The organism is Pseudomonas agarici (genome assembly GCF_900109755.1).
Taxonomy (GTDB): domain Bacteria; phylum Pseudomonadota; class Gammaproteobacteria; order Pseudomonadales; family Pseudomonadaceae; genus Aquipseudomonas; species Aquipseudomonas agarici.
In genome coordinates this window covers 96,177-112,527 of record NZ_FOAR01000016.1, presented here as the reverse complement: position 1 = coordinate 112,527, position 16,351 = coordinate 96,177, and the positions used below count along the sequence as shown (strand labels likewise).

The window sequence follows — 16,351 nt, the reverse complement described above, 5'->3', positions numbered from 1 at the left end:
CTTCATCTGGTTTATCCGCGCACATACTCAGTCATGAACTGCTTGATCACGTCGGTGAAGTCCTCGTCCGCGATGAAGCCCAGGTCTCGGGAGTAGGTGGCGCAAAAGGAACCGGGCCAGGAACCGACGATGCGCTCGATCGCCGGATTGCGCTCCAGGCGAATCCGTCCGGCGACTTCGGCGCCGGCGGTCTGGCGCAGGGCGTCAATCATCCGTTCGACGCTGATGGACAGGCCCGGCATGTTGATCACGCGCCCCTGGGTCAACTGTCTGCCGGGCAGTTCATGCCCATGGATCAGGTTTTCAATCGCCAGCGCCGGCGACATCAGCCAGAGGCGGGTATCGAGTGCTACCGGGCACACGCTGTCCTGGCCATTGAGCGGCTCGCGGATGATGCCACTGGCAAAGCTGGAAGCGGCCAGGTTGGGTTTCCCCGGACGCACCACGATAGTCGGCATGCGCAGGCTGCGGCCATCGACGAACTCGCGTCGACTGTAATCGGCGAGCAGCAGGTCGTTCATGGCTTTTTGCGTGCCGTAGGAGCTCTGCGGCGCCCAGACGTGATCATCGCGGACACGCTCCGGCAACTGCCCGCCGAACACCGCCACGGAACTGGTCATCACCCATTTTGGGCACGTGCCAAGCAGGCGAATGCGTTCGAGTAGACTCTGCGTCGCGCTGAAATTGATGCGCATACCCAGTTCGAAATGGCTTTCCGCCTGGCTGGACACCACCGCCGCCAAGTGAAAGATACTGTCGGTGCTGGCATCGATCAGGCCATCCAGCACGTGCGGGGCGGCGATATCGCCACACACCACCTTGACCCGAGGATCGTCGATTCCCTCCAGGGCAACCTGATCGAAAGCGATAATTTGCTGGATGGCCTGGGGCTGGCCTGCTCGGTTAGTGAGCGAGCCACGTCGCAGCAAGGCTTCGATCAGACGGCGGCCGAGGAAGCCGGCGGCGCCGGTGACGAGAATGTTCATAAGTGACTCCAAACGTCAGCGGTTGACGAGTTTTCCGGGAATTCTGAAGACCAGCAGGGCGCCGAGAAGCAATGCGCTGGCCATGACATACATACCGATCGTGGTGCTGTGGGTCGCGTCCTTGAGAAAACCCATCAGGTACGGAGAGACGAAACCGGCCAGGTTGCCCCAGGAATTGATCAGGGCAATGCCGGCGGCGGCTGCCGTGCCACCGAGAAAGGCGGTGGGCAGGCTCCAGAACAGTGGCAGGGTGCTCATCGCGCCCATCGAGCCCAGGGTCAGGCCGATCATGGAAACGGTGAAGTTGTCGCTCCAGGTGGCGGAGATGAACAGGCCGATGCCCCCGAGCACGGCGGTCAACGCCAGGTGCCAGCGCCGCTCGCGCAGTCGGTCGGCGCTGCGCGAAACCAGGATCATGGTGAGCGCCGCCGCGGCATAAGGGATGGCGGTGAGCATGCCGACCTGCAACACATCGCTGACCCCGGCTTGGCGGATCAGCGTCGGTAACCAGAAACCCACGGTGTAGAAACCGGCGATCATGCAGAAGTAGATGGCCGTCAGCAGCCAGATGCGCGGCTGCAGGAACACTTCTTTGAGGTTGTGCTGCTGATGGCCGGCGGCTTCGGCATCGATGCGGGTTTGCAACAGGGTTTTTTCTTCGCGGGTGAGCCAGCCTGCCTTGGCGATCCGGTCGCTGAGACAGAAGATCACCAGGATGCCGACGGCAATCGAGGGCAGCCCTTCGAGAAAGAACAACCACTGCCAGCCGGCAAACCCGTGGGTTCCGTTCAGGGCGCTCATGATCCAGCCGGACAACGGCGCGCCAATCAGACCGGACAGCGGCACTGCCGTGGCGAACAGGGCGTACATCTTGCCGCGGCGATGGGTCGGGAACCAATAGGACAGATAGAGGATGACACCTGGGTAAAACCCGGCCTCGGCGATCCCTAACAGAAAACGCATGATGTAGAAGGACATCGGCGTACTGACCAGGGCCATGGCCGAGGAAATGATGCCCCAGCTAATCATGATGCGCGCGATCCACAACCGCGCTCCGACGCGATGCAGGATCAGGTTGCTGGGAATTTCCACCAGAAAGTAGGCAATGAAGAAGATCCCCGCGCCGAGACCATAGACCGCTTCGGAAAATTGCAGATCGTCGGACATCTGCAATTTGGCAAAACCCACGTTCACCCGATCCAGATAAGCGACCAGATAGCACAGCAACAACAGCGGCAGGATACGCCAGGCAACTTTGCGATACGCCTGATCCTCGAAGCGATCGGCCGGCGCGATGGCGCCGGTTTGAATCACTGATTCCGTCATGTGTTTCCCCCATCCTTATTTTTGTAGTGGGTGATTTTGTTTTTGTCGGATTAGATAAAGTGGTTTTTATCATAATACATCATACAAATTCAATCATGGAATCCAGAGAGGACGACGGGGCTAAAATGCAGTACCGTTCACCGATTTGAGCCCGGAGATGTCTATGCTCACACCTGATAAATCTTCGTGCTCCGCCGATACGCTGGCAGCGCTGAAGGACTCCGCCAAGGGCACGTTGTCCGATCAGGTCACGGCGGCCCTCAAGGCCTATATCGCTAATGGTGAAGTGCTGCCGGGCGCTCGCCTGCCGACTGAGTCCGTGCTGGCGGAGCGTTTTGGGGTCAGCCGGACGGTTATCCGCGAGGCGATATCGCGCCTGAAGTCAGTCGGCCTGGTGGAGGTCCGCCAAGGCAGCGGTACGGTGGTCAGCGAAAACGCGCCTCTCAAAGCGTTCACAATCGATTTGGATGTCATTGGCTCGATCGAGGTGGTGCTGCGGGTCACCGAGCTGCGTCGTGGCATCGAAGGGGAGGCAGCCGCACTGGCGGCGCAACGGCATTCGCCAGCGCAACTGGAGGCCATCCACCAGGCGCTGAAAGCGATCGACACCGCCGAGCAGGCGGGCCGCGATGGCGTTGAGGAAGACCTGGCGTTCCATCACTCCATTTCCCGGGCCACGGGCAATCCGCTGTACCCGTCATTGCACGAATTTATCGCTCAATACATCAAAGAGGCGATTCGCATCACGCGTTCCAACGAGGAGCGTCGCCGCGATCTGGCCAGTACGGTGCGGGTCGAACACTGCGCTCTCTACGCGGCCATTGCCGCACGTGACCCGGAAGGCGCGCGCCATGCCGCGCTTAACCACATCAATAATGCGGTGGAACGGCTCAAGAGTGCCGACCCTTCGTTTTGGTCGAAGCCAGGGGGGCAGACGCCATAGACTCAGGCGAGCCAAACCCTCGGCGTCGTGCTGCCAGGCCTGCGCAACATCCGTTCCAGGCTCACGGGAGGGCGACCAGATAGGTGGAAATCTGTTCGTTCGCGCAAAAAATTTTTATGGAATTTTTTTCATCGATTGTGTTCTAAGGCCGACGCAGATCCGTCGCCAACGACCTGTGCACCCCAAATGAGTAGGAGCTAGACCCATGTTCACCTCGCGTCGTTTGATTATCGCCGCCACCGCCGTTGCCGTGCTGTCTGGCTGCGCGTCGCAAAACCCGTATGACAACCAGGGGCAGGCGGAACAAGGCTCCTCGGGTATGAGTAAAACCGCCAAGTACGGTGGTCTTGGCGCCTTGGCCGGTGCGGTGGCGGGCGCCGCGATCGATCACAACAACCGTGGCAAGGGTGCGCTGATTGGTGCCCTGGTGGCTGGTGCGGGTGCGGCCGGTTACGGTTACTACGCTGACCAGCAGGAAGCCAAGCTGCGTGCGAGCATGGCCAACACCGGCGTCCAGGTGCAGCGCCAGGGCGACCAGATCAAGCTGATCATGCCCGGCAACATCACCTTCGCCACCAACTCCGACGCCATTGCCAGCAGTTTCTATCAGCCATTGAATAACCTGGCCAACTCCCTCAAGGAGTTCAACCAGAACCAGATCGAGATCGTCGGTTACACCGACAGCACCGGTAGCCGCCAACTGAACATGGACTTGTCCCAGCGCCGTGCCCAGAGCGTCGCCAACTACCTGACCTCGCAGGGCGTGAGCGGAGCCAACCTGTCGGCCCGTGGCGCCGGTCCCGATAATCCGGTCGCGAGCAACGCCGATGTCAATGGTCGGGCGCAGAACCGTCGCGTGGAAGTCAACCTGCGGGCCATTCCTGGCCAGCAGTACGGCCAGACACAAGGTCAGCCTTCGCCACAGGGCCAGCCGCAATACCAGCAGGGTCAGCAGTATGGTCAGCCGGTTCAGCAGTACCCATGACACCTGGCTGAATCTACACGTGTAAAAAAAAGCCCGCCCGATCAATGATCGAGCGGGCTTTCTCAAGGTGCCTGAAGGCGGGTTACTTCTTCAGGCCGTAATGCTCGTCGAGCATGCCGGGGGCGTTTGGCGCCTTGGGGGCGTAGTCGCGAGGTGGCTCCTGGTTGCCGCGAGGCGGTGTCAGGCGTTCCCGTGGTGTCTGCGTTGCATCGGTGTGTAGGGCGGCGAGCAGGCGCTGGCGAGTCAGCTCGTCCAGGGCCAGGCGGTTAGCACCCTCGGCGAGGTGGTCTTGCACTTCCTGGTAGCTCTGGGTGAGTTTCTTGACCAGCGCGGCGGTGCTATTGAAGTGGGTGACCACCTCGTTCTGGTAACTGTCAAAACGTTCCTGGATATCGTCCAACTGACGCTGTGTGCTGCTGGGCGCGGCACTCGGCACCAGACGGGCGATCAGGAAACCAATAGCGACACCGGCAACCAGGGCAAGAGTCGGCAACAACCAAACTAAGAGCGAGTGTTCCACGAGTCCTTCCTCTATAAACGGCTTTGCTTTACGTTAACGGCTCGGACCTGCGCTGTATACCGCGATCTTAAGGTCGCAATGATGTCAGGCAGAGACTTTTAGCTAGACGAGTCGACCCCTTGAGAGGTCACGGAGTTCATTCCTTGCTTATGCGCGAAACCCCTTTGTTTATCGATGGCCCGGTCGGCCCACTGGAAGCCTTGTACCTGGATACCCCCGAGCCCCGTGGGCTGGCGCTGATCTGCCACCCCAACCCGGTACAGGGCGGGACGATGCTCAATAAAGTCGTTTCAACCCTGCAACGCACCGCCCGCGATGGCGGATTGATCACTCTGCGTTTCAACTATCGGGGTGTCGGCGCCAGTGCCGGGAGCCATGACATGGGCACCGGTGAAGTCGACGACGCGCAAGCCGCCGCGCAATGGTTACTGTCCAAACACCCGGACCTGCCGTTGACACTGTTCGGTTTCTCCTTCGGTGGTTTTGTCGCAGCGGCCCTCTGCGGCCGACTGGAAGCTGGCGGACAGACGCTCAAGCACCTGTTCCTGGTGGCTGCGGCAGTCATGCGCTTGCGTGCCGTGGACCACCTGCCGGAGGACTGTCCGCTGACCCTGATCCAACCGGAAAGCGACGAAGTGATCGATCCGCAGCGGGTCTACGATTGGTCCGCTGCCCTTGAGCGTCCCCATGAGCTGCTGAAAGTGGCAGAATGCGGGCACTTTTTTCATGGCAAGCTGACCGATCTGAAGGATCTGATCCTGCCGCGCCTTTTGAATTGATAGCAGTCTGACTAAGCGATTACCCATGACGACTCGTACACGTATCCTCACCGGCATCACCACCACGGGCACCCCGCACCTGGGTAACTACGCTGGGGCCATCCGTCCGGCGATCCTCGCCAGCCGTGACAGCAATGCCGACTCCTTCTACTTCCTGGCCGACTATCACGCGCTGATCAAATGTGACGATCCGTTGCGCATCCAGCGCTCGCGCCTGGAAATCGCCGCGACCTGGCTGGCTGGTGGCCTGGATGTGGAGCGTGTGACCTTCTATCGCCAGTCGGACATCCCGGAAATTCCCGAGCTGACCTGGTTGCTGACCTGTGTCGCGGCCAAGGGCCTGCTCAACCGTGCGCACGCCTACAAGGCCTCGGTGGACAAGAACCTCGAGGGCGGTGAAGACGCGGATGCCGGGATCACCATGGGGCTCTACAGCTACCCGGTGCTGATGGCGGCGGACATTCTGATGTTCAACGCCCACCAGGTGCCGGTCGGCCGCGACCAGATCCAGCACGTGGAAATGGCCCGCGATATCGGCCAGCGTTTCAACCACCTGTTCGGCCAGGGCAAGGAGTTCTTTGTCATGCCCGAAGCACTGATCGAAGAAAGCGTCGCGACGCTGCCAGGCCTCGACGGTCGGAAAATGTCCAAGAGCTATGACAACACCATTGCGTTGTTCACCAGCGCCAAGGACATGAAGGACGCGATTTCGCGGATCGTCACCGACTCCCGTGCGCCGGGCGAAGCCAAGGACCCGGACAACTCGCACCTGTTCACCCTGTTCCAGGCGTTCTCCACGACCGCGCAAGCCGCCGAGTTCCGCGATCAATTGCTGGGCGGGCTGGGTTGGGGCGAGGCCAAGAGCCGCCTGTTCCAGTTGCTGGACAGTGAGCTGGCCGAGAAGCGCGAGCGTTATCATGAACTGATGTCCCGACCATCGGACCTGGAGGATATTCTCCAGGCCGGGGCGAAGAAGGCCCGCAGCGTCGCGACGCCGTTCCTCGCCCAGTTGCGTGAGGCGGTCGGCCTGCGTTCGTTCGTCAACCCGGCTCAGGTGGCCGCGACCACCCAGAAGAAAACCGCCAAGGCGGCGCGTTTTGTCAGCTTCCGCGAGGGCGACAGCTTTCGTTTCCGTCTGTTGGCCGCTGGTGGTGAACAACTGTTGCTGTCGCGTGACTTTGCCGATGGCAAGGCCGCCGGTGGCGTGACCAGGCAACTGCAATCGGGCCGGGCCCTGGACATCCGCGCCGAGGCGCAACGCTTCAGTGTCTGGTTGGAAGGTGAACCTGTGGCCGACAGTCCTGAGTTCACCGACGAAACGGCCCGTGACGCCGCCATCGAGGTGTTGCGAGTCACCTTGACCCCCGTTCAAGACTAGTCGACCGTCGGCCCGATCAAGGGCCGATTGCCATTCCCATGGACCATCGCTAAAGTGACCGCCCGCTTTTGTTACCTTGCTAACGAAATTATGACGCCCCTAGAACGATATCAAGCTGATCTGAAACGCCCCGAGTTCTTTCACGACGCAGCCCAGGAAACGGCAGTACGCCATTTGCAACGCCTGTACGACGACCTGGTCGCGGCTTCGCAGAACAAGCCGGGCCTGTTCGGCAAACTGTTCGGCAAGAAAGACGTGGCGCCGGTCAAGGGCCTGTATTTCTGGGGCGGTGTCGGCCGTGGCAAGACCTACCTGGTCGATACCTTCTTCGAAGCGCTGCCGTTCAAGGAAAAGACCCGCACGCACTTCCACCGCTTCATGAAGCGGGTACACGAGGAAATGAAGACCCTGCATGGCGAGAAAAACCCGCTGACCCTCATCGCCAAGCGTTTTGCCGCCGAGACCCGAGTGATCTGTTTCGACGAATTCTTCGTCTCCGACATTACCGATGCAATGATTCTCGGCACCCTGATGGAAGAACTGTTCAAGAACGGCGTGACCCTGGTGGCGACCTCGAACATCGTGCCGGACGGCCTGTACAAGGATGGCCTGCAGCGGGCGCGTTTCCTCCCGGCGATTGCGCTGATCAAGCAGAACACCGAGATCGTCAACGTCGACAGCGGAGTCGATTACCGCCTGCGTCATCTGGAACAGGCCGAGCTATTCCATTTTCCGCTGGACGAAGCCGCTCAGGAGAGTCTGCGTAAAAGCTTTCGGGCGTTGACGCCGGAATGCACCCAGGCTGTCGAGAACGATGTACTGATGATCGAGAATCGCGAAATTCGGGCGATCCGCACCTGTGATGATGTGGCCTGGTTCGACTTTCGCGAACTGTGCGACGGTCCGCGCAGCCAGAACGACTACATCGAACTGGGCAAGATCTTCCACGCTGTGTTGCTCAGTGGTGTCGAGCAGATGAGTGTCACCACCGATGATATCGCCCGACGCTTTATCAACATGGTCGACGAATTCTATGATCGCAACGTCAAGCTGATTATTTCGGCGGAGGTGGAGCTCAAGGACCTGTACACGGGCGGTCGCTTGAACTTTGAGTTCCAACGCACCCTTAGCCGCCTGCTGGAAATGCAATCCCACGAATTTTTGTCCCGGGCGCACAAGCCATAAGCGTTTCAGAAAAGTAGGGTCATTGGGAAAGCAAGAAAGGCCTGCAACCGCAGGCTTTTTTATGCGCCGAGGAAATCTTGGGTACGTACTGATGACCTGATTCATTCGCTCTCACAGGGTTTGATTTCAATCGTCCATCAGATAGCTCGCCAGCTCATCCTGTCGCTGACAACCGATAAGCAGCCACAGCAGCACCCGAGCTTTACGCGGACAAAGAAACCCGGCCATCGATGCGCCTTTTTGGATCAAATCGATCTCCCCACCCTTAAACCCATATGAGCACTGCGCGGTAGGCCCCGAGCCAGTACGGGTCGCAATGATGACGGGGATTTTTCGTGTGATGCCTTCGATTACCTCGGCCCACTGCTCAGAAACATGTCCAGCACCGAAGCCTGCGATTACCAGACCGTCGTAGCCCAGTTCGACAATGTTCTCGAGTAAAAGCGTGTCGGCGCAGAGCGACGCCTCCAGCAGGGCGACCTTTGCGCACTGGTGCGGTATAGGCAAAACCCTGCGCTGAGCCGGTGGGCGCAAATAGCGAACGGCGTTTTCCACGAGCATACCCACGGGGCCAAAGACCGGAGAGGTAAATGCCTGCAATGCCAACGAATCGGTTTTACGAACCGTACTCGCAGCATGAATCTGACCGTTCATCACTACTTGAACGCCTCGATGACGGCTGTTTTCGGCCAATGCGATCCGGCAGGCATCGAGCAGGTTCGCCGGCCCATCGGCCCCTGCCTGTGCGGCTGAGCGCATGGCACCGGTCAATACCAAGGGCTCGTCGTGGTCCCACAAATAGTCGAAGAACGTCGCGGTTTCTTCGAGAGTGTCCGTGCCTTGAGTGATGACCACACCCACCGCACCTTGACTGATTTGCCCATGTGCCCAGGAAAGGACGCTCAGTAAGAACTCGAAATCCAACGAGGCACTAGGTAACAGCCCGAGCGTTTCTACGCTAACCCGTGCCAGAGTCGACAACTCTGGTATCGATTCCAGCAAGGTTTCGCCGCTGACGGTCGGGATCACCCCTTCATCGGCATTCCTGGCCTGCATGCTCACGGTGCCGCCGAGCGCCGCAATGGCCAGTTTGGGCAGGTCCATGGGACACCTCCTTTGTTTGTGATGAGAAGTGGCTGTATCCGGATTGGCGTCGTGATACGGCCCAAAAAGTGATGCGCGTCAGTTAGCGATCAATAGCCCGATAAACGGAACGATCAGCAGCGTGCTGATGGCCATGGACAGCACATTGCCGATAAAACCATGCATGTCAGGCGGCAAGCGCTTGGCGATCGCGCATGCCAGTGGAGGTGCAATCAGGGCTCCCAATAACGCGCTCGAGACAATGACCGCCCAGCTACTCCCGTGCGTCAGAATGGCCGCCGGCACGACTGACACCAACGGCACGTAGGTAGGATACCAGCCACACAATATCCATTGTCGACGCCAGATCAGCACGCCTAACGCCGAGGTCAGCCCTGCGCGGCGAGCAGTTGTGGCAGCAGGCCCGTGCCATACACCGGGCTGGTCGGGTTTAAGGTGTAAGCCAGCAAGGCGCCCGCGATCAAACCGAGACTGGCCCATTCATTGCCAAAGAACGGCGCTTCGGAAAAGTCCGCCAACACCCGGCGCAGCGTCCACACGGCGCCGTAGTCAGGCGTTTTGGCGACGGCGGGCGAAGGTGGAGGGGCGCAGGGTTCTTCGGTTCGGTCGGATTTCATCAGGCTCGGCAGGCAACGGCAGAGCACAAAAGCGCCGACGCTGGCGACCGCCATGCCGGTGACGTTGCCGATCACGGCGGGCAATCCCAAGGGATTGCAGATGTAATTGACGATCAGCAGACACAGAGGCGTGACGAACAGCGCGCCCATGATTGCGCCATTGATCGCAACCTTCCAACCGCCACCAAACATCAACACCATCGCCGCCGGTAGCGAAACAAATGCGGCAAACGTCGGTTGCCAACGAGTGGCTGTGACCGTCCAGCCCCACAGCAGGTTGCTCAGCAACAGTCCAAGCAATGAACTGGTTACAAGCCATGGCCATAAACCGCTGCCGTAGCAAATGGTGAAGCCTTGCCAGGCTCTGCCCGTTCGATTCGCCCAGTAGGCCAGATAGGCGCCTGCCAGCAGCCCGATCGAAGCGAACTCATGTTTGTAGAACGCCACCTCGCTGATGTCTCCCAGGACCCAGCGCAACCAGGCGCTCGGCTCCGAAAGGCTCGATACCATGTGGCTGTAGTCCGGCCAATGAGCTGACCAGGAGGAGCGGTAGGTGAATGAAAGCCAGATGACCAACAGTGCCATGCCGAGCATCAGCCAGATGATCGCCGTATCCAGCGCCGACCTGGCGGCAAGTCGGTTTTGCGGTTTTTTGTTTGCGGTTTCCATCAGTCATACCCCCCCTTATCAGCGCGGCAGACAAGGGTGCTGGGTGTAACCGAGCATTTGATCGTAAAGATCGGCTCGACGATCGCGATGCAAATCGTTCAAATTGTTCCAGATGGGCGCGCTGCGCGAGCTGGTCAGATCGATGTCGGCAAACAGGATTTGCTGCTGGTCCGCTGACGCCACCTTGCCAATCGGCCAGCCATTGGTGCCGGCGATCAATGAGCAACCCAGGTAACGTGCGCCTCGCTCTTCACCTATCCGGCTCGCCGCCGCAATAAACACGTTGTTGACGTGAGCCGCCGTCATCGTCAGGTACGACGCCATGCACTTGCCAGCGTCATCGAACAGGGGCGGCGGAGTCCAGACCCAATTGTTCAGGCTGCAAATGATGTCAGCGCCTTGCTGGCTCAAAATGCGCGGGACTTCCGGGAACCAGATATCCCAGCAGATCAACAACCCTATGCGACCGATTGGGGTGTCAAAAACCGGGAAGCCCAGGTTGCCCGGCGTGAACCACAGTTTTTCCAGATTCCATAAATGTGCTTTTCGATACTTGCCGATGAAGCCGTCAGGTCCGACAAGAACGCCGGTATTGAACAACTGCATGCCGTCGCGCTCGGTCAAACCGGCGACCAGATAAACCTTGTGCTGGCGGGCAAAGTCCATCCAGCTTTGTACGCTCGTTCCGCCGGGGACGGCCTGCGAATGCTCGAACGCATCCTGCCGTGTTTTGAAGAAATAGCCTGTGCTCGAAAGCTCGGGCAGGACGATGAGAGTCGCCCCGTCATTTACCGCTTCCAGCGCTAACTCCAGGCTGTTTCGCAGATTTGTTTCGTGATTTTGCACGCCAACTTGTGGATCGAACTGCACGACTGCTACACGAACAGGAGTGGTTGGATCGTTCATTGCCGATGACCTCTTTATTATTGTTATTCACGCCGTTTTAGCTGCGTGCTTATGAAAGTCGAATCGACGAGAGTATGTAAGTCAGCCACTTCCGTTTAGGGTGTAGTCCGTATCACAAGATGTCTGCGCGAGGCGCTTGGCAGGAGGGGCTGCGAAGTTGAGCCAATGCACATCGTGCATGGCTCGAGGCAAGAAAGGTGATCAGGTTCTGACGTTATAGTGCGGATAGTCGCTCATGGAAAAGCCGCCATTGAAGACCGCGCCGGTTTTGTTGCAGATATGAATGACCGCATCGACGGCGCCCCGAAAGCATGGCTCGGTCCAGCCGGCGTCAACTGAAAATGATTCCCCGGAAAAATACAGGCCTGAAACATGTGCGAAGTCCCGGTTGTACTTCAGCAGGCTGACGGCGTCGTAGTAGGTGCCAGGTCGGTATAACTTTGCACAACCCAGCGCATTTTTATCGCTCATCCAACGTTGGACCACGGCTTGATCAAGGCTAATGTAGGGAGAGATTTTCTCCTGGATATTGGCGGAGTTCATGAGGATGCGATCCAGCTCTTTGGCGCACTTGTTCACCAGTTCTTTGTCGGTGAATGTGGCCAGTTTGGTAGCGTCGTCCTCCCATGTGTAACTTAAAAGGATGCAGTCATAACTGTAGTTATCGTTGTACCGGTAGGTGTAGACGTCGTGTATGAAGCTGTCGGTGACGATGACTTGCGGAATTTTGCTGTTTTTCGAGAGGAACGACTTTTTTAATGGCGCGAACACTTTGCAGCTGGTTTCCCAGTGTGCGGTTTTATAGGCATTGATGGTTTCGAAAGGCAGCATCTGTGGCGTGAAGCTTTCAAGCTTGATACGAGTTTCGATTAACCAGGAGGGGAGGGTCATGATGACTGAATCAAAGTCATCGTAGTGTTCCTGGGTTTGCGCGGATTGGCTATGTTTCGAGTTGTAGTGGACGCGTATTTTCTGGTTCGTCAGTTTTTTAAGTTTTGTAACAGATGAATCAATGAGCAAGCCGTTGTTTCTTTCCCTGCAGTGTTCATAGAAGGATTTTGCGGTTTCGTCGGTCTTTATGAACAGCAGACATTCGTCCAAAGCACAGAGTCCGATATAGCGGGGCCTGTCAAAACTCAGTCCCATCGAGTCGTAAACGGCTGCACTGTGCAGATGGGGCGAGTCAAGTGGATCGCCATTTGAGTCCACCCGACCATGGATCAGTTGCAACTGGCTGCTGAATCCAAAAATGGCCGTGCGTAGGGGATAGAGGCAACAGACATCGTAAAAGGCCCCCCAGCTACCGTCGCCGATGCCAATGGCGTAGAAGATCGCAGATTCCTCTGGGGACATTCCCATTCCACCAAAGTCCCCCGGTGAGCGTTCATCTCAGGCTTGCAGAGCAGGCATGCTGACCAAGTCTCGAAACGAAACGCCTTCGTATTTTTCGACGATAGCAGTCCACATGGCTTCCCATGCCTGACTGGCATAAACCTCTGCGACGTGGCGGGTCATGCGATCGGCAAAGGCTTTCCACTTGGCATAAACCTTTTGCAGTTCTGCGCCGGGAGGTGGTGTCTGGCCATCTCTATTTTTCCAGATCAGCATCTGCGGAGCCGGCCCACCGCCGATGCTGCCCTCCCGCAGATAGATCCCGGTCGAGGTGACCCACTGGCTTCCGGGGTTGGCAAAATCCGAAAACGACAAGTCAAATGCCTCGGTGTAATAAGCCATCAGTGACCGGCCCGCTGTCGGTGGCTCGTCTGCCCGGTTGAAGAACGGCATGCGCATGGCTCCCATTTCAAACGGTGTATGGTTCTCTGTCGAATGCCGGCTGCCAGGAATCGTCAGGTGCCTGCCACCGATACGTCTGGATTGTTCGATCAGGGTGATTTGGGTGAACCCGCAGCGATAAAGTTCTCTGGCGGCAGTCAGTCCGGTGACACCAGCGCCGATGATGCAAATCTTATGTTGCGGGTTAGTTGCCCTGGCGATACCGTTTTCCTGTTCAACCAGTGCTCGATAGTCGAAGCACAAATCAGGCGGGTTGGGGAAGCGGGGCGCCCATTTGCTATGGGTCGAACGCTTGGTTCGAGCGGTATTGGCGACGAATGATGGGTAGTTGTAGCTTGATCCAATGGTCACTGTTGATCTTCCCTGGTGATATTTGTAGGGAGGATGTTGAGGTACGGATCTATCGGGGCGGTATCAGTAAATTGGGATGCCGGGATGCTCTAGTTTCCGTTTGTCGCGCGGAAAACAGACTTTGGTGATAGACCCTTTTGGGAGGTGTCGAAGAACTGCTGTGGGAGCGAGCAGGCGCGCTCCCACATTGGACTTGTGGCAGGTTTGAGTATCAAGCCGCCTGCTGGAACTGTTGTCGATATTGGTTCGGCGACAATTCGGTGTGCTGACGGAACAGGCGGGCGAAGAAGCTTGCATCGTCATAGCCGACTTCGTAGCTAATGGTCTTGATGCTTTTGCGGCTGCCGGACAGTAGGCCCTTGGCGGTCTCGATACGCAGACGTTGCAGGTAGTGCAGCGGCTTATCGCCGGTGGCGGTCTGGAAGCGGCGCATGAAGTTGCGGATGCTCATGCCGTGCTCGCGAGCAACGTCTTCGAAGCGGAATTTGTCGGCGAAGTGCTCCTCCAGCCAATGTTGGATCTGCAAGATGATCACGTCCTGGTGCAGCTTCTGGCCGCCGAACCCGATGCGCCCTGGCGCGTAGCTGCGCTGTACTTCATAGAGGATGTCACGTGCCACGGCTTGGGCGACGTTGGCCCCGCAGAAGCGCTCGATCAGGTAGATGTAGAGGTCGCAGGCCGAAGTAGTGCCTGCTGCGCAGTACAGGTTGTCGGCGTCGGTCAGGTGTTTGTCCTGGTTCAGGTAGACGTTAGGGAAGCGCTCGCTGAAGGCGTTGAAGAACCGCCAGTAAGTGGTGGCTTCCTTGCCGTCGAGCAGGCCCGCTTCGGCGAGCCAGAAGACGCCGGTCGCCTCGCCGCAGAGCACAGCGCCACGGGCGTGCTGTTCGCGCAGCCAGGGCAGAACCTGCGGGTAGCGCTGGCAGAGTGTGTCGAAGTCGTCCCAGAAGGCCGGCAGGATAATCACATCGGCGTTTTCCAGGCCACCGTCCACGGGCAGGATGACGTCGCTGAAGCTGCACACGCAATGGCCGTCGGGGCTGACCAGGCGTGTCTCGAAAGCCGGGATGAGTCCGTGGCCGAGCTGCTTGGCGTAGCGCAGGCTGGCGAGATGGAAAAAATCCTTGGCTTGCATGAGGGTAGAGGCGAATACCCGGTCGATAGCCAGGATGCTGACGCGCCGTAGGGGCGTCGAGAGAGCGTTAGCCATAATTCAATTATTCTTATAGGGGAAAGTGGTCAACAGACGGCTGGATCGTCTTATTTTTTGTCGCATGTGTCCAGTGGTTCAACGTAAAACACTGGCATAGGCGCGGTGAACCCATCCCGGCTTCAGCGTGTTTGCAAGGTGTGCGCATGGTCGTCGAACCCTGCTCAGTTCCGGGCACGAGCTTTTTTGCAGCGGCGTGCGCCGGTTTCTCGAGCGGGAGGGGGGCCTTTCCTTGTTCAGTTGGGGGAAGTGCGGTTATCGATCTGCATTACGGCGCTTGTGGTGAGCGGCATTTCGACAAGCCCGCTCGCCACAAATTTCGGCCCGGCCCGGGAGCGTGCTTACGGTGCGGGGTTCGGATGATCCTTGTGGATCGCCTCGATTCCGGCCAGAACTTCGTCAGACAACTTCAACGCGGCGCTGGCGATGTTGCTGTCCAGTTGTTCGAGAGTGGTCGCGCCAATGATGTTGCTGGTTACGAACGGTTGTTGGGTCACGAACGCCAGGGCCATCTGCGCCGGGTCCAGGCCGTGTTCGCGGGCCAGGGCGACATAGCGACTGCACGCGGCTTGCGACTGCGGGTTGAAATAGCGGCTGAAGCGGCTGTAGAGCGTCAGGCGAGCCTTGTCCGGACGTGCGCCGCTTTCGTATTTGCCCGACAGGAAACCGAACGCCATCGGCGAATAGGCCAGCAGGCCGCACTGTTCTCGTAGGGCGATTTCCGCCAGGCCGATTTCGAAGCTGCGATTGAGCAAGTTGTAGGGGTTTTGGATCGACATTGCCCGCGGCCAGCCGCGACGCTCGGCCTCAAGCAGGCATTTCATGGTGCCCCAAGGCGTTTCGTTGGACAGGCCGATATGACGGATCTTGCCGGCCTTGACCTGCTCGTCCAGCGCCTCGAGGGTTTCCTCGAACGGTGTAAAGTCCTCGTCGGTCTTGTGTTTGTAGCCCAGTTGCCCGAAGAAGTTGGTGCTGCGCTCCGGCCAGTGCAACTGGTAAAGATCGATCCAGTCGGTTTGCAGGCGCTTGAGGCTGGCGTCGAGGGCTTGGACGATATGCTGGCGGTTGTGTTTGAGGCTGGCGTCGCGAATGTAGTTGATGCCGTTGCCCGGCCCGGCGATCTTGCTCGCCAGGATCCAGTCGGCGCGGTCGCCGCGCTGCTTGAACCAGTTGCCGATCATGCGTTCGGTGTTGGCGTAGGTTTCGGCCTTGGGCGGCACCGGGTACATCTCGGCGGTGTCGATGAAATTGATGCCAGCGGCCTTGGCCCGCTCGATCTGGGCGAAAGCCTCGGACTCGGTGTTCTGCTCGCCCCAGGTCATGGTCCCCAGGCAAATTGCACTCACATTCAGATCGGTCTGACCCAGCTGTCGATAATCCATTGGAGGCTCCTGTAGGAAAACAAGCATAAAAGCAGGTTGAAAAATTTTTCGCAATCTGCATAATTGCGCACCTCTTTATGCAGTGGAAGTGATGCGCCGCCGCCAAAGAATCTTGCCGTTGAACGGACGCGCCGACCCGAGCCCCCGAAAGCGTCTGTATCCGGCTGCCTTTGACCTTGTCAAAGTACGCACTATTCAGTAAGATCCGCCGTCTTATTT

Annotated in this window: 12 protein-coding genes and 2 pseudogenes; 5 read left to right on the top strand and 9 right to left on the bottom strand. The window is 58.5% G+C overall.

Annotated features, from left to right (window positions below):
* Positions 1–11: 11 nt before the first annotated feature.
* Complete coding sequence (gene denD / locus BMX68_RS15990) at positions 12–986, bottom strand: D-erythronate dehydrogenase (protein ID WP_017132641.1); 975 nt, start codon at positions 984–986, stop codon at positions 12–14.
* 15 nt (positions 987–1,001) lie between these two features.
* Positions 1,002–2,312, bottom strand: a complete 1,311-nt coding sequence (locus BMX68_RS15985) for an MFS transporter (RefSeq protein ID WP_017132642.1) — start codon at positions 2,310–2,312, stop codon at positions 1,002–1,004.
* A gap of 163 nt (positions 2,313–2,475) precedes the next feature.
* On the opposite strand from BMX68_RS15985, the gene BMX68_RS15980 reads away from it, so the two are divergent.
* Together BMX68_RS15980 and BMX68_RS15975 are read left to right on the top strand one after the other, a co-directional pair.
* Positions 2,476–3,255, top strand: a complete 780-nt coding sequence (locus BMX68_RS15980; protein ID WP_017132643.1) for a FadR/GntR family transcriptional regulator — start codon at positions 2,476–2,478, stop codon at positions 3,253–3,255.
* A gap of 205 nt (positions 3,256–3,460) precedes the next feature.
* A complete protein-coding gene (locus BMX68_RS15975; RefSeq protein ID WP_017132644.1) occupies positions 3,461–4,240 on the top strand; it encodes a YiaD family glycine zipper/OmpA-like lipoprotein in 780 nt (259 codons plus the stop codon).
* A gap of 82 nt (positions 4,241–4,322) precedes the next feature.
* Here BMX68_RS15975 and BMX68_RS15970 read toward each other — a convergent pair whose 3' ends face one another.
* The gene (locus BMX68_RS15970) at positions 4,323–4,760 is read right to left on the bottom strand and encodes a Z-ring associated ZapG family protein (protein WP_017132645.1); all 438 of its coding nucleotides are present in this window, start codon (positions 4,758–4,760) and stop codon (positions 4,323–4,325) included.
* Positions 4,761–4,909: 149 nt separating this feature from the next.
* Between BMX68_RS15970 and BMX68_RS15965 the strand changes: the two genes are divergently transcribed.
* The 3 genes from BMX68_RS15965 (at position 4,910) to zapE (ending at position 8,102) form a co-directional block, all read left to right on the top strand.
* Positions 4,910–5,539 carry an alpha/beta hydrolase gene (locus BMX68_RS15965; protein ID WP_017132646.1) on the top strand — a complete coding sequence of 210 codons (630 nt, stop codon included), beginning with the start codon at positions 4,910–4,912 and terminating at the stop codon, positions 5,537–5,539.
* 25 nt (positions 5,540–5,564) lie between these two features.
* Positions 5,565–6,917: a tryptophan--tRNA ligase gene (locus BMX68_RS15960; RefSeq protein ID WP_017132647.1), complete on the top strand. Its 1,353-nt coding sequence runs from the start codon at positions 5,565–5,567 to the stop codon at positions 6,915–6,917.
* A gap of 90 nt (positions 6,918–7,007) precedes the next feature.
* A complete protein-coding gene (zapE, locus tag BMX68_RS15955; protein WP_026013243.1) occupies positions 7,008–8,102 on the top strand; it encodes a cell division protein ZapE in 1,095 nt (364 codons plus the stop codon).
* Positions 8,103–8,228: 126 nt separating this feature from the next.
* Here the strand turns inward: zapE and BMX68_RS15950 are convergent, their stop codons facing one another.
* The 6 genes and pseudogenes from BMX68_RS15950 to BMX68_RS15920 form a co-directional block, all read right to left on the bottom strand.
* Positions 8,229–9,206, bottom strand: a complete 978-nt coding sequence (locus BMX68_RS15950) for an asparaginase (RefSeq protein WP_017132649.1) — start codon at positions 9,204–9,206, stop codon at positions 8,229–8,231.
* Between the two features lie 78 nt (positions 9,207–9,284).
* Positions 9,285–10,492, bottom strand: a pseudogene (locus BMX68_RS15945) (hypothetical protein).
* A gap of 18 nt (positions 10,493–10,510) precedes the next feature.
* Positions 10,511–11,398, bottom strand: a complete 888-nt coding sequence (locus tag BMX68_RS15940) for a nitrilase family protein (protein ID WP_017132650.1) — start codon at positions 11,396–11,398, stop codon at positions 10,511–10,513.
* Between the two features lie 201 nt (positions 11,399–11,599).
* Positions 11,600–13,543 (bottom strand): annotated as a pseudogene (locus tag BMX68_RS25555) (flavin monoamine oxidase family protein).
* 211 nt (positions 13,544–13,754) lie between these two features.
* A complete protein-coding gene (locus tag BMX68_RS15925) occupies positions 13,755–14,675 on the bottom strand; it encodes a GlxA family transcriptional regulator (RefSeq protein ID WP_176986801.1) in 921 nt (306 codons plus the stop codon).
* Positions 14,676–15,091: 416 nt separating this feature from the next.
* The gene (locus tag BMX68_RS15920; RefSeq protein ID WP_017132654.1) at positions 15,092–16,132 is read right to left on the bottom strand and encodes an NADP(H)-dependent aldo-keto reductase; all 1,041 of its coding nucleotides are present in this window, start codon (positions 16,130–16,132) and stop codon (positions 15,092–15,094) included.
* Positions 16,133–16,351 lie beyond the last annotated feature (219 nt).